The organism is Bacillus sp. FSL R10-2780 (assembly GCF_038006125.1).
Lineage (GTDB): Bacteria > Bacillota > Bacilli > Bacillales > Bacillaceae_G > Bacillus_A > Bacillus_A cereus_U.
Genome location: NZ_JBBOUQ010000001.1, coordinates 1,213,140 through 1,228,200, shown reverse-complemented (window position 1 = coordinate 1,228,200; position 15,061 = coordinate 1,213,140). Strand labels below are relative to the sequence as shown.

Genomic DNA, 15,061 nt, shown 5'->3' with positions numbered 1-15,061 from the left:
AAAGATACGTCTTTATATATGCACGCCTCGATTTTGATTAAAGATTAATTTCAGTAGCTTTCAAAAATATTCAATATAAAAATCGCGTCTCAGCTTTCCGCTCAGCTGAGCATATATTCTCGTGGTTTCACTCTTCTCATGACCAAGTAAGCTTTGTATTACTTCAAGTGACGCACCGTTGTTAATCATATGTGTAGCATAGCTGTGACGTAATTGATGAGGATGAATACTCTTTTTAATCCCGGCACGATTCGATATACGTTTGATAATAAATCTTAGGTTATCAATACTCATACGTCTTTTTGGCCTTCTTTCCGTAATAAACAAACAAGGCTCCTCATTATTTCTTTCATCTAGATACCTTTTTAACCAAATGGTGTAACGAGTTGATAGATTTTTCTCTATAATCAAACATAATTATTTGGACTAATCTCCCTCCCCCATTAGTAAGCTGAAATTAAGGGTATAGAATCGGAGTGTGATAATATGGAACGTCTATGGATTCCAATAATCGTTACGTTTTTTTCGTTCGGTGGATTACTATTAGGAGGTGCTGTTGGAGTAGCAACACGCCAACTAATTGAAGAAAAGATGCATCGCTTATACGCATTATGTGGTGGGATTTTACTTGGATTATTATCACTTGAAATTATTCCTGAAACATTTTCAAGCTATGAAATAATTGGGCCTATGCTCGGTATAGCTATCGGTATTTTAGTTATGAGCTTATTAGATAACTATTGCCATCATCCGATTATACATAAGAAAGATCAACAAGCATGGCAAACCTTCCTTTTTCTTTCTTTCGCTATATTCATTCATAATATGCCGAGTGGATTTGCGTTAGGAACAGCGTTTATAAATCATAATGACTCTGCCATTCCTTTCTTACTTGCGATTGTCATTCATCATATTCCAGAAGGGTTAGCTTTAATTATTCCATTTCTCTTTACAAAACATAAATACATTTCATTTTTATTAACAACTTTATTACTTTCTCTTATCCTAGGGACCGGTACTGTTTTTGGCATTATGATGGACGGGAAAGCTCTCCATTTACAAGGACTTATTATGGGAAGCGCAATTGGTTCTCTTGGCTATGTCACAATTCACGAAATGCTTTGGAAAGCAAAAAAACAGCTACCTTTCCTTCCGTTTCTATCGTGGTCTATTAGTGGATTTTTACTAATAACAGTCTTCACTCTTTTCACTGGACATCACTAAAACAAATAAGTTATATTACTTGTATATTTTTCCTTTTTCTCCAAAACATAATAGTATCTACCTATTATAAGGAGGAACGATTATGTTTGGTAAAACAGCCGGTGAAGCATTAGTGGATCTTTTAATTGACTGGGGTGTAGAACACATATATGGTATGCCAGGAGATTCCATCAATTCTATAATTGAAGCTTTAAGAAAAAAACAAGATAAAATTAAATTTATTCAAGTTCGCCATGAAGAAGCTGGCGCGTTAGCAGCGGCAGCCTATGCAAAATTAACAGGAAAACTTGGTGTTTGTATGGCTATTGCAGGACCTGGGGCTATTCATTTATTAAACGGTTTATACGATGCCAAACTCGATCAAGCTCCCGTACTAGCAATTTCAGGACAAGTAGAAACCGATTTACTCGGAACGGATTTTTTCCAAGAAGTAAACTTAGAAAGAATGTTTGATGATGTTGCCGTTTATAACCAACGAATAATGTCAGCTGAACAGTTACCCGCTGTAGTGAATCAAGCTATTCGAATGGCATATACAAAAAAAGGTGTATCAGTTCTTACAATTCCAGATGATGTTCCGAAATTCGAAGTGAAAAATGGTGCACGTATTACAAACTCTTCCTTTACATTACCTGAAATATTTCCGCAAGAAGAAGATTTAGCTATAGCAAAACTCGCACTTAATGAAGCTAAAAAACCTGTTATTTTAGCCGGGAAAGGAGCTAAACATGCGAGAGAGTCTTTGCTTGCATTTGCAGAACATATCGGTGCTCCAATCGTACTTACATTACCAGCTAAAGGGATTGTTCCTGATGAACACCCTCTTTGTATCGGTGGATTAGGATTAATCGGGACGAAACCTTCTTATGAAGCAATGAAACATGCAGATACTTTAATTATGGTGGGCACTTCTTATCCGTTCACTGGTTTCTTACCCGAAAAAGCAAAAACACTTCATATTGATACAGACCCCGCACAAATCGGGAAACGTTATACGACAGATATCGGCTTAGCTGGTGATGCTGATAAAACATTAAAATGGTTAATTGAAAATGTAGAAAAACACGAGGACCATTCCTTCTTAGAGCATCATCAAGAAATGATGAAAAAGTGGGAAGAAAAATTACACAATCAAGAAGAAGATTCTTCGACTCCAATTAAACCACAGCGAGTTATGCATGCACTGCAGAAAGTAGCAGAAGATGACGCAATTCTTTCAGTCGATGTCGGAAATGTAACAGTATGGACTGCAAGGCACTTCCGTATGACAAACCAGAAATTTATCATTTCTAGTTGGCTTGCAACACTTGGCTGCGGTTTACCTGGTGCACTGGCTGGACAAATTGCTTTCCCGGATAAACAAGTGTTTGCAGTTTGTGGTGACGGCGGATTCGGAATGACAATGAATGACTTCGTAACAGCTGTTAAATATAAACTACCAATCGTTGTCGTTGTATTAAACAATAATAAAATTGCTATGATTAAATTTGAACAAGAAGTTATGGGAAATATTGAATTTGGTACAGACTTAACGAATCCTGATTTCGCAAAATATGCTGAGGCGTGCGGTGGTATTGGATACCGCGTAGAACATTTAGATGACTTACTTCCTGCCTTTGAAAATGCAGTAAAACAAAATAAACCGTGCATTATTGATGTAGTTGTAGATGTAAATGAAGCACCAATGCCAGCAAAAATCACATTTGGTCAAGCAGCCGGTTATACGAAACATATGATAAAAGAATTATTTGAAGAAGGTAAGATTGATTTACCGCCACTTTAAAATATAAAAGAAAGATAGCTGAAAACAATTTGTCTTCAGCTATCTTTCTTTATTTTTGTACCTCTCTATAGAAAGAAAAATCATTCACAGTAGGTTGTATTTGTTTCTCTACTTGCATTTCTTCCTTCTTCCGATTCGCTCTTCTAACATTACCTAGTTTAATCGCATCTTGCATACTATTACTAATCAGATTCCCTGACAAGATCGTCATACTATAGAAAGCAATTGGTATAAGTACAATCCATGTATGTGTAGTTAAGTGACGGAAATTTTGACCAATTAGGCCAGTCCATTCTTTTGTTACACTATCTGCCTCTGTACCAAAAATTATTGTTCCTCCAAAAAATAATTCTAACAAACCAAGATGCAAGAGGAGTAATAAAGTACTTACAAATTGCTGGGCTACTAATAAAAGAAATGATGGTAGCATATGCGGCCATACATGGCGTTTCAACCTCTGCCACTTACTCCCGCCGAGCACAGTGGCCGCCAACATAAATTCTTCATTCTTAATACGTTTTACTTCTTGCGCTACATACAACATAACAGTTGGTACAGCAAGGCACGCAAGAACCACTACTTGAAACGCAACTCGCAAATGAAACGGAGCAGCCGCCTCTCCACTTTCGAACGTTAAAACTGCATTTAACATAAAATAAGAAATCATAATCATTGGTACAATACTAAACGGATCAAAAAAAGATGAGATAACTGGAAATGAGCGTTTACTGTACATACCAAATAATAAACCAATAGCTCCGCCAATTACTACACGTAAAACTGCGATAACGATACTTGCACCAACTGTCCATTTCGCTCCTTCTATTATTAACTGGAACAGGTCGCGGCCTTTCTCATCAGTTCCGAACCAAAATTTACTCGACGGTGAAAACGGAGCAGCCTCTAATTCTCCTTTTTCGTTATACATCATCGTTAGTTCACGAATATTTCCGTCAAAAAACACCGTATTTCCAATACTAACAATCATTAGTACACTTAACAAAGTAACACCTAGCCAAAATCTCACATCTCTTTTTACAACTTTCCACATGCTACACACGCTCCTTTATAACATTTTGTAAAAGCGTATGTAATAAACGAAATAGTATAAAAAGCGGTACGTATAATAAAACTAAACTCACTGTAAATATTTCTAATTTTGAATTTTCTTTTACAAAAACAAACATACCGTACGTATTAAACAGCCATTCAATAATATATAAATTTGATAACATAAATAAAATATTTGTTTTTGCATAATAGACTGTTGTTAACAAGACATTTCTTGAAATATGGTGCGTCAAAATATGTCTTAAACTTAGCCCTTTACTCTTAGCAAATATACTATAATCTTTCTCTAATTCTTCTCTGAAACGTAATAATAGTAGCTTAATAAATAATAAAGTTGTAGGTATAGAAAGGCATATTATTGGTAACAGGCGAGCCCTTTCCTCTCCAAGTCCTGCAAATTTCACTGGCATAAAACCTGTCTTTTGAAAGATTATTACTACTAAAAGTTGAGATAATAAAATTAATAAAATGTCCGGAATACTTTCAAGTCCGACGAAAATCCCATTCCACATACGTTGCTTTGATTGAGAGCGCTGTAATACCCAAACAACGATAAAATACGCAATGAGTAAAGATAGTATAAATGCTGAAATAAATACAAACATTGTCTCTACATAATGAATCCATATTTGTGGAAACAACTTTCTTGAATTCCGAAACCCATACGTAATTTCACCTGGTTGAAGTAACTTCTCTCCAAGAAACACAACTGTGTTCCAAAAACCGATTAAATCAATTTGCAGCCCCTTAAATAAGCGCGGGAGTGCCCCTAAAAATAGAATACAAATAAGCGCCGCAAATAATTGTAAACATGTAACCCCACACCACTTACCAATTCGAATGAACATAACTATTACCCCTTATATTTAAATGAATATTCAGAAATTAAAACTATGTATAGTACCTATATCTTTTAATAAAATAACTCCTCTCTCGACAAAACATATCGATTCTCGTCATTTCTCTGAAGTTGTATTATATCTTTCGACTATTATCCAACATTTTCCTTCTCGATCGATTATATACTATAAAAAAGCACTTGTTTTTAAAATAAGTGCTTTTTTATTTAATTTCATTTTACGAATGTATCACACAACCACTCATAAAACTTTTCCTTCTCTTCAAATTGAGGGTAATGTGCTGAGTTTTCAAAAGCTATAAATTCTTTTTGATTCGCTTCAATCCTATCAAAATACTGTTTAGCTGCATAAAATGAAGTATTATAGTCATATTTACCCATAAGAAAATAAAGCGGTAACTTCAGTTTAGTTACTTTAGTAGGTAATGGATTCTTTAAGTCTTTTTCTAATAAGACAGTTTGAGAGTGTGATAATCCAACGTTATAACGAATTACATCTAACAAGTTATATTCATTACTGAATAACATCCCTATGTTATCACCCTCTGGATTTTCAATAAGTCTTGAAGTTCCACCGTATTTCGCAACATAATTTCGCGGGGTATATGTATCGCCATTTTTAATTTGTTCAGTTAACCCTTTTAAATGTGAAACCTCATCCGCATTCCCAGCATTTTGTGCCTGTTCAATAACATAGTTTAAACTATCCATCTCACTTTCTACTGTATCGCTCATCTGTCCAATGCCAATATATGCTTCATATTTTTCAGGAGCTTTGTTGGCAGCCTGTATTCCAATATATGTACCATAAGAATGGCCTATTAATATTACTTTTTCTTTGCCTAGACGTTTTGAAACGTAATCCGTCATAGCTAATAAATCCTCCACGAGTAGATCTGATGAAAGGTTAGAATAGTCTTCAAAGAAATGATACGATTTTCCACTTGCTCTTTGATCGTAATTGACAACCGTGAATTTCTCTTCCAATAAGTCTTGGTATTTTTGAGCATATGGTATTTCCGAAGAACCTGGTCCACCATGTACAAAGATAATAACTGGATTACTCTTATCTTTGCCGCGTATCATAATTTCATGACCAGTTCCATTTATCTCTACTTGTTCTAATGTACTTATACTGTTTTTGACCTTTATTTGTGAGGTCCATGTAGGAAATACCAACGCTATGATTAGTAATAGTATAGTAATGACTCCGATAAGTTTTATTAATTTTTTTATCTTCCTCATACAACGTTTCCTTTCCTTTAAATTTATAAAAATATCAATTCCATCTAAATTTGTTTGTACATTATTAGTCTCCCATACACTTCTTAACTTTCCACTACATAAACCCTTAACATTTCCTTAATTTTCTATATATTCATTACAGAAAGACTTGAAAACATCTCGCATACACGTATTTATGTATCACAAACACAGAAAAAAGCCCTTGTTTTCATAACAAGGACTCAATTATTTTCCTATTTCGCTATCTCTTCTTTCGGCATTACCATACCTTTATAAAGTTGGACAGTAATCCAATAATAAATGAAATAAATTACTATGAAGATTCCTATTGGCATCCACACTTTTACAAATGGGTCAACTAATATGAAGCTGAATAAGTTAAGCCCTACTAAAACGTGGGAAATTCCAATAATTGCTGGGAAGATAAATAAATATGAGATTTCTTTATATATACTTTTTGTTAACATACTACGCCTCACACCGATTTTTCGCAGCATTTCATAACGGCGTACATCACGAGAAGCTCCTGTTAATATTTTAAACATAAGAGAACTCGCCATCATTGCTAAAAATGCAATTCCAAGGAAAAATCCCATAAACATTGTTCCGCTCATGAAACTATTCATGAACTGATAAATTGTCATTTTCGTATATAAGTCTACTTTTGTACCTGTTGTTTTTTCAATTACTTCTTCTTGTCTCTTATCTATTTCGATCAACAGTGGTTTATATTTTTTCATATCATCTACTTTTGCTAATGTTACAGTATGTTCTGTTCCTTGAATTCCTTTATAATACTCTTCATCTGCAATTCTTACAGGTTTTCCGTTAAATTGATTATGTGTAATTTGTATCTCTCTTACAACCGCATCCTCCCAATCTTTTGGCATACGAGGAAGCTTATTCACTACTTCAGGAGCTTCCAAAGCAGAATAGACAGGTTCAGTTAAAGGTTCAGCCACGCGTTTACGAGCAGGTTCTTTTAAAGTTTTTGTATCAAAATGATCTGAAATAAGTGGTGGTTTTTCAGTTAAGTCGTTACGTAAATAATAAACCGCTTCTCCATCTACTTTATACTTATACTTGCTTTCTTCAACAATTTCCATTTCTTTTAATGCTGCTTTATCTTGTTCATTTGGATCATGAATTACGACATCATATACACGTGAGAAGTCTGTCATAATGCCTACATTCTTTTGAAACGCCATACCTGCTGTCATCGCACCTGCACCTAATGCAATTAACATCGCTACAGTTCCTAGTACTCTCGATAAACTAGTTACTCGAAAACGTAACTGTGCATAAGTAAAACTATTTAATCCCGTTTCATTTCGTTTTTTATTCCCCTTAATTTTCATTACAAAAAGTGGGAGTAACGAGCTAAAAATGAAATACGTTCCTAATGTCGTAACAATTGTCGCTATTATAAATCCTAGTTCAGCAAACATTTTTATATTTACCATAAAATAGTATCCTGTACTTACTAGCAATACACCTAGTACTGTCATAATAACTGTGCGAGTTTTACTTTTCTTCACTTCATCTTGCGTTTCGTCTTCACGTATTAACTCTAATTCTGTTTTACGTAATAATCGGAAACTATTCATTACACCAGTAATGAAAAATAATATTAAGAAGAAAATAGATGTAACTAATATAGCTGGTGTGTATACAGATGCGTAATTACCTTTTGCTGAAATTTCCATTCCATTCATTAAAAAATTTCCTGCTACACTAGCTAGTATGATTCCTACTAAAATACCGATAATAATACTGACAATACCCATACCAAAAGTCTCAATAAATAATAATTGCGCTACTTTTTTCTTTTTCGCTCCAAGCATCATGTACATACCGAGTTCTTTTCTTCTTAATGTAAGTAAAAAAGAATTGGCATAAATGATGTAAAAAACTGTAATGAATGAGAGCAATATTGCACCAACCCAGAAGACGAGCCTAATACTACTAATGAGACTATTATCTTTTGTAAATTCACTATTCATCGCCATCGTTTGGAACATGTAAAAAATACTAATACTTATGACTAGACCAATAAGTAAAACCATATAATCCTTTAACATTTTTTTCATACTATGACGTGATAATTTGAATAACATAGTCTCGCCCCCTTACTTCGACTCAGTTGCTGAGCCCATTTGGGCAAGCACCCCTAAAATGTCTTGATAGAAATTTTCTCGTGTTCCTTGACGATTTAACTCTTTATAAAGTAGACCATCTTGAATAAATAAAATACGCTCACAGTAACTCGCACTAAATGCATCGTGTGTTACCATCAAAATACTGACATTGTGATTTTCATGTAAATCTTGCATCGCTTCTAATAAACTTTTTGCATTTTTACTATCAAGTGCTCCTGTCGGTTCATCTGCTAATACGATTGCCGGATTATGTACTAAAGCTCGTGCTGCCGCTGTTCTTTGTTTTTGCCCACCAGAAACAGCAGTCGGATATTTTGTTAAAATTTCAGTAATCCCTAATTTCTTTGCTACTTCATTTACTTTTCCAGTAATCTCACTTGACGGTACGCCTTGCAGGGAAAGTGGTAAAGCGATATTTTCATAAATTGATAAATTTTCTAGTAGATTAAAGTCTTGAAAAATAAATCCTAATTTTTGAGAACGAAAATCTGATAATGCATTCCCCTTCATAGAAGTAATATTTGTGCCAGCTATTGTTACACTGCCACCTGTCGCTTGATCAAGTGTACTAATCACATTTAGTAATGTCGTTTTACCAGATCCAGAAGGACCCATAATCCCTACAAACTCTCCTTCTTTAATACTTAACGAAACACCCCTTAATGCTTTTGACTGATTCTCATTTCTTTTCCCATACGTTTTTTCTACACTTTCTACAGTAACTACATTTGTTGACATCTCATTCACTCCATCCCTTTTGTATAGTATTAATTTCCCATATATTTCTTATATTTTTCTCATAAAAATCCTTAAGAATTTTTAAATTTTTCAAACATAAATTGAGATACATAAGAATTACGAACGATTTCTCCACTTAATATTCTCATTTTTCTAAAATCAGTTCATTCGATTTACCTTACATTTACCTTACATTTTTGTAAGGTAAAAAATAAAACACACCACTTTGAAGTGAACCCCGAAATCGGGACACATATCAAAACACCTAAACCATCTGTTCCAATTCACTTAACTCTTTTGGCCCATTTCCAAAAGGATATTGTTTTCCTACAAGTTGTTGAATACGATAATTTTGATCTGTACGATACCATTTCATCCATGTCTTAATTTGGGAAACATTTTTAATTCCGATTATTTCCATAATGGTACGATTTGAATAGCCATCCTTTTTCATCTCAATCACTTTCCACTTTACTTCTTCTGGGTAATATACTCTTCCCTTCAAATGAAAAACACCTCCGTTGAATTTACATACTTAGTATGCCAATTCAGGAGGTGTTTTTTCATGTACCACTATTCGGGTTCACTTCAAATCAGTGAAGGAGTTTTTCTTTGCAAAAAAGTGAAGACGTCCAATATCTTTACTTTTCAAGGAGATAATAAAAAAATAATAAGATTAAATAAACGAACCAAAATTAGAATGGAATTAGGATCCATAAATATGAATATCTTTGTTATATTCATATTTTATTGTATGTCAACGGTTTGTTGGAGGATGGGCTATGTTATATGATCTTTATATAGGCGTACAGACAACATTTCGGGAAAAACGTACGCTAAAGTTTCAACTATTGATACAAAAGGGATGTTCCGCTAACGTTCGTTTTTGGTGCTGGATCTAGAAAAGCTGCTTTTTATTTGGGAATAGCTGATTTTCAGATCCGAAACTCATTCCCAAAAACAAATTTTCAATAATCTGGACTAATATGGTTTTTGGGAAGGGCTTAACATACACAAAAATAGCAAAATCATAGCCGAAGTTCGCTTAGCATAGAAACTTTTCGAAATGTTGGCAAGACCCCATCGCCATCAAGCTAAGAAAAGCAAATACCCCCAAAACGAGAAAACCGGCATATCCAGGTAAAAATATACATTTTTGTTTTGGAGCAACTAGTTTCATTACCTTGATGGCATGTTGGTGAGACCCTAAAATGAACATTTGGATTGGCAATCCTTCTTCTCTTAAAATAACCTTAAATATATTATAGATTTAAGAATATCCGAAAAATAAATGGTATGATTTTCTAAAACATTCTGAATAAAGTTGATTTTAGAAAAGGAGTAGAGGGAAAATGTTTCAGAAGCTCAAATTTTATTTAATTAGCCTTGTAATTAGTTCAATGTTAGGTGGGATTATCATAGGTGCTAATTTCTTGGTCCATAACATCTATTATTTAGTTGTAGGTAAAGAATTTTATTTTAATATGTGGTCTTCCATTATTATATTTAGTATCGTATTTATTTCAGGTTTCGCGTATATGTTGAAAAAGGGTCCAGATATACTTGTTAATGATTAAACCAATAGTAATTATCGTAGGCGCTACCATGATCTAGGTGGCGTTTTTTATGTCTGTTTCTGTGTCTGACGAATTACAACCATTTGCTCAAGAGTTTCAAAGTTTTTTATCTCCAAATACCTTACGGGATCTTGCTAGAGATGTTGGTTTTGTACAGCGAACCAGTAAGTACCAAGCAAAAGATTTAGTAGCTTTATGTGTATGGGTGAGCCGAAATGTAGCTATGACTTCTTTAACTCAGTTATCTAGCTGTTTAGAAGCATCAACAGAAGTCCTCATCAGTCCTGAGGGACTGAATCAACGGTTTAATAAGGCGGCCGTCCTACTTTTACAACACCTACTAGCCGAACAGACCCAAAATAGGTACTGTCCCTATTCCCTTTAAATAATTACCTCTTCAAACCAGCTGCAAAGTAAGGACCATTGACTGTAATCGTTGATAGGATACGAGCCATTTCTTTAGGAGATTCTTTCCTGCCTCTTTGGAGCCATCGCTGGATTACTCCTAAATGTGCCGAAGCGATATAATGGGATAAGTATTCATCTGGGACTAGTAAATTTTCTCTTTTTATAAGTTGCTTTATGTTTTTTTTAAACAAGTTTTCCCACATGAAGTCTTTTAATTTTATTTGAAAAGATATATCACCTTTAGGACCTAACACAGCATTCATAAATTCTCCATGTTTATCTACATACTCAAATACTGAAATCACAAAGGGGAAAGGTAGTAAAATATCTTCAAGATTTACAAGTTCGGTAGAAATGCCTTGCTTTTCAATTTCGACAATATCACGCATAATTTCTTTTTCACATTTTTCCAATAGGTCATATTTATCACGATAATGTAAGTAAAATGTCCCTCGATTAATATTGGCTCTAGCTGTAATATCCTTAACTGTAATGGAATCAAACCCTTTTTCATTTATTAATTCAGTTAGTGCAGCACGTATTGCTTCTTTAGTACGAGCTATACGTAAATCAGTGTATGATTTTTCCAATTGTTTCCCTCCTAAATTTTTTTAGACATATTTTTATATAATGTTCAGAATGCAACAGATCAACTATTTCTGTTTATTGAACCCTTAAGATACCCATACTATAATACTAACTATAAACAATCAACACTATGTTGATTAAAAAATAGGAGGTATAGAAATGAAAAACCAAGTATCACTAGTAGTTGAACATGAATTGAATGACGTAAAACCAGAAATGATTGACTGGTGGTGGGATAATATTGATACCCCTGAACGATATAAACTATGGCACCCAGAAGAACATGTTGATTTTAAGTGGTTAGTTGACCCTAAAGTACATGGACACGTAGGAGCCATATCAGCTTCCATCGAATCTGCGGGGGATGGACTAGAATTTCCGCTAAGGATTCGATGGGAAGATCCTAAAAATTGTCCTATAAATACCCATTACAGCCATGTTTTAATGGGTTCATGTTTAGATGATAATGAGGATGTAATTTCACAAGTAATACATCAATACCAAAAATCTGAGAACGGTACAGTAATGACTTCTACATTCATTTTCCCGAAAGGATTACCACCATTTATTAATCTAAGTGGTTTATATAAACACAATGTGGAAGAAATGAGTCAGTTCAGCAAATTTTTACCGAAACTTTTTGAAGAAAATTTGTAAGGAAAGTTAACAGCTTTACTTTTAATAAGTGATTAACTAGAAAACAAATCGGCCCCCAACATTTTAGATATGTCTACAATGTTGGGGGCCTTTCAATATCAAATTAATCACTTTCCACTTTGATTCTTCCTGGTAATGTACTCTCCCTTCAAATGAAAAACACCTCCGTTGAATCGACATACTTAGTATGCGAATTCAAGAGGTGTTTTTGTTCATGTACCACTATTCGAGTTCACTTCATTATAATGGTGTATTTTCTAATCAATTATTACTTTCTACCCTTTATTTCCTCTTCAATACTTGCCGCAAATATATCTAGCGAAACAACTTCCGACTTCTCTTCCCCATATTTTCGTACATTTACAGCTTTGCTTTCCATTTCTTTATCACCAATAACAAGAACATAAGGAACTTTTTGCATTTGCGCTTCTCTAATTTTATATCCTAACTTTTCATCTCGTATATCTCGTTCGACACGAATTCCGGCTTGTGCTAATTTATCTGCAATCCTATTTGCGTATTGTTCATGCACTGCATTTGAAACTGGAATTACTTTCACTTGAACCGGTGCCACCCACGCTGGGAACGCGCCTCCAAAGTGCTCAATTAATATTGCTAAGAAACGATCTAAAGATCCTAAAACTGCTCGGTGAATGACAACTGGTCTTCTCTTTTCATTATTCTCATCTATATAATTTAAATCAAATTTCTCTGGCATTTGGAAATCAAGCTGGAGTGTTCCGCACTGATGACTTCTATTTAAAGCATCTTTAATATGGAAATCAATTTTCGGTCCGTAAAATGCACCATCACCTTCATTTAATCTATATTTATAATTTAATGATTGTAATACATTTGCTAATGCTGCTTCTGCTTGCTCCCATAATTTATCATCACCCATTGAATCTTCTGGACGAGTAGAAAGCTCTAATTCATACTCAAATCCAAAAGTTTTATATACGTAATCAATTTGCGCCATTACTGATTTGATTTCATCTTCAATTTGTTCTGGTGTTACAAATAAATGAGCATCATCTTGGCAGAAAGTACGAACTCTTAATAATCCGTTTAAAGCGCCACTAAATTCATGTCGATGCACTTGACCGAACTCACACATACGAATCGGTAATTCACGATAAGAATGTAATTTATTTTTAAACATAAGCATATGGCCTGGGCAGTTCATCGGTTTTAATGCAAAACTTTTATTATCCACTTCTGAGAAATACATATTGTCTTTGTAATGTCCCCAGTGTCCTGACTTCTCCCATAATTCTTGATTCATCATAAATGGAGTACGCACTTCTTGATAATTGTACTCATTTTGAATTTTTCTTAAAAATGCTTCTAATTCATTGCGAATAATCTGTCCTTTTGGCAAGTAAAACGGCATTCCCGGAGCCTCTTCCGAAAACATAAACAATTCAAGTTCACTACCTAATTTCCGATGATTTCTCTTCGCAGCCTCTTCAACAAAATGCAAATAATTTTCTAATTCTTTTTGTGAAGCAAATGCCACACCGTATATACGCTGAAGCACTTGATTGTTACTATCACCTCGCCAATATGCACCAGAAACATGAGTTAATTGAAATGCTTTCAGATAACCAGTAGATGGCAAATGTGGTCCTCTACATAAATCTACAAATTCACCTTGTTTATAAAGTGTTACACTTTCCTCATTAGGAATTGCTTCTAAAAGCTCTAATTTCAAACTATCATTCATTTCTTGAAACAGTTTTTTTGCTTCTTCTCGAGAGATTTCAACTCGTTCTATCTTTACATTTTCATTTATAATATTTTTCATTTCTTTTTCTATTTTCGGTAAATCTTCTACGTTTACACTACTTTGAAGATCCATATCATAATAAAATCCATTCTCAATAACTGGCCCTACTCCAAGCTTCGCATCACCATAAATTCTTTTCACAGCTTGCGCTAATATATGTGCCGCAGAGTGTCTTGCAATTTCTACACCTTCATTTGAGTCAATAGTAATAATTTCTACTTCTGCATTCTCTTTAATGTTTCGTCGTAAATCAAAAGACTGCTCATTAACTTTTCCTGCGACTGCTTTCTTTTTCAAGCTACTACTAATCGAACCAGCAATTTCTTCTAAAGTAATGCCTTTCACAAATTCTTTAACGCTACCATCTGGAAATTTAATTTCAATCATCTGTTCTTTCATTTTTCATCTCTCCATTTCATAATAAAAAGCACACTCATCCCTAAAATAGGGACGAGTGTGCTTTTACCCGTGGTTCCACCCAGATTCCCATCACAAAAATGTAATGGCTTCTTTTACGGTAACGTCGTTTACACGGCACTAGATACTTGATTTCCCCAGTGCAGCTCTAAGGTGGTAAGTTATTTTTCTGCGTTAGGAAGTTCTCAGCTTTCCTTCCTTCTCTGTATAACCGGTTAAAATAACTCATGTCCTTTTCTTCGCTTATTATGAAATAAAATATAAAAAAGCATATTCATCCCTAGTAAATAGGGACGAATATGCTTATATTCGTGGTTCCACCCAGATTCCCATCACAAAAAACATAATGGCTTCTTTTGCGATAACGTCGCTTACACGGCACTAGATACTTGATTTCCCCAGTGCAGCTCTAAGGTGGTAAGTTATTTTTCTGCGTTAGGAAGTTCTCAGCTCTACTTCCTTCTCTGTATAACCGGTTAAAATAACTCGTGTCCTTTTCTTTGCTTTTGTAACAAATCCATTTATTGTTATTTAATATATCCTATT

10 protein-coding genes, 5 pseudogenes and 2 other annotated features are annotated in these 15,061 nt (G+C 34.3%); of the genes and pseudogenes, 5 read left to right on the top strand and 10 right to left on the bottom strand.

The window, feature by feature from the left end; all coding sequences use genetic code 11:
* Positions 1-60 precede the first annotated feature (60 nt).
* Positions 61-387 (bottom strand): annotated as a pseudogene (locus tag NSQ47_RS06450) (tyrosine-type recombinase/integrase); the annotation flags it as partial.
* 99 nt (positions 388-486) lie between these two features.
* Between NSQ47_RS06450 and NSQ47_RS06445 the strand changes: the two are divergent.
* Positions 487-1,224: a ZIP family metal transporter gene (locus tag NSQ47_RS06445; protein WP_002031888.1), complete on the top strand. Its 738-nt coding sequence runs from the start codon at positions 487-489 to the stop codon at positions 1,222-1,224.
* 82 nt (positions 1,225-1,306) lie between these two features.
* Positions 1,307-3,007: a pyruvate oxidase gene (locus tag NSQ47_RS06440; RefSeq protein WP_002109846.1), complete on the top strand. Its 1,701-nt coding sequence runs from the start codon at positions 1,307-1,309 to the stop codon at positions 3,005-3,007.
* A gap of 49 nt (positions 3,008-3,056) precedes the next feature.
* Here the strand turns inward: NSQ47_RS06440 and NSQ47_RS06435 are convergent, their stop codons facing one another.
* From NSQ47_RS06435 to NSQ47_RS06410, 6 genes and pseudogenes are all read right to left on the bottom strand, one after another.
* Positions 3,057-4,058, bottom strand: coding sequence for an ABC transporter permease (locus NSQ47_RS06435; RefSeq protein ID WP_131231888.1), 1,002 nt, complete (start codon positions 4,056-4,058; stop codon positions 3,057-3,059).
* A 1-nt stretch (position 4,059) separates the two neighbouring features.
* The gene (locus NSQ47_RS06430; RefSeq protein ID WP_340823690.1) at positions 4,060-4,926 is read right to left on the bottom strand and encodes an ABC transporter permease subunit; all 867 of its coding nucleotides are present in this window, start codon (positions 4,924-4,926) and stop codon (positions 4,060-4,062) included.
* A gap of 224 nt (positions 4,927-5,150) precedes the next feature.
* Positions 5,151-6,182: an alpha/beta fold hydrolase gene (locus tag NSQ47_RS06425; RefSeq protein WP_340823688.1), complete on the bottom strand. Its 1,032-nt coding sequence runs from the start codon at positions 6,180-6,182 to the stop codon at positions 5,151-5,153.
* A gap of 233 nt (positions 6,183-6,415) precedes the next feature.
* Positions 6,416-8,299: an ABC transporter permease gene (locus NSQ47_RS06420; protein ID WP_340823687.1), complete on the bottom strand. Its 1,884-nt coding sequence runs from the start codon at positions 8,297-8,299 to the stop codon at positions 6,416-6,418.
* Positions 8,300-8,311: 12 nt separating this feature from the next.
* Positions 8,312-9,088: an ABC transporter ATP-binding protein gene (locus NSQ47_RS06415; RefSeq protein ID WP_078174198.1), complete on the bottom strand. Its 777-nt coding sequence runs from the start codon at positions 9,086-9,088 to the stop codon at positions 8,312-8,314.
* Between the two features lie 262 nt (positions 9,089-9,350).
* Positions 9,351-9,584: pseudogene (locus NSQ47_RS06410) on the bottom strand (helix-turn-helix domain-containing protein); the annotation flags it as partial.
* Positions 9,585-10,431: 847 nt separating this feature from the next.
* Here NSQ47_RS06410 and NSQ47_RS06405 point away from each other — a divergent pair.
* Complete coding sequence (locus NSQ47_RS06405) at positions 10,432-10,656, top strand: hypothetical protein (RefSeq protein ID WP_002109836.1); 225 nt, start codon at positions 10,432-10,434, stop codon at positions 10,654-10,656.
* A gap of 49 nt (positions 10,657-10,705) precedes the next feature.
* Positions 10,706-11,005, top strand: a pseudogene (locus NSQ47_RS06400) (IS4 family transposase); the annotation flags it as partial.
* 40 nt (positions 11,006-11,045) lie between these two features.
* Here NSQ47_RS06400 and NSQ47_RS28185 read toward each other — a convergent pair.
* A pseudogene (locus tag NSQ47_RS28185) lies at positions 11,046-11,387 on the bottom strand (TetR-like C-terminal domain-containing protein); the annotation flags it as partial.
* A gap of 59 nt (positions 11,388-11,446) precedes the next feature.
* A pseudogene (locus tag NSQ47_RS28180) lies at positions 11,447-11,654 on the bottom strand (TetR/AcrR family transcriptional regulator); the annotation flags it as partial.
* A gap of 157 nt (positions 11,655-11,811) precedes the next feature.
* Here NSQ47_RS28180 and NSQ47_RS06390 point away from each other — a divergent pair.
* On the top strand, positions 11,812-12,309 hold the full coding sequence (locus NSQ47_RS06390) for a DAPG hydrolase family protein (protein WP_340823682.1): 498 nt from the start codon (positions 11,812-11,814) through the stop codon (positions 12,307-12,309).
* 268 nt (positions 12,310-12,577) lie between these two features.
* On the opposite strand, the gene thrS is transcribed toward NSQ47_RS06390, so the two are convergent.
* Positions 12,578-14,497, bottom strand: coding sequence for a threonine--tRNA ligase (gene thrS, locus NSQ47_RS06385; RefSeq protein WP_341036388.1), 1,920 nt, complete (start codon positions 14,495-14,497; stop codon positions 12,578-12,580).
* Between the two features lie 44 nt (positions 14,498-14,541).
* Positions 14,542-14,764, bottom strand: a binding site (T-box leader).
* A gap of 37 nt (positions 14,765-14,801) precedes the next feature.
* Positions 14,802-15,025 (bottom strand) — a binding site (T-box leader).
* Between the last annotated feature and the right edge of the window lie 36 nt (positions 15,026-15,061).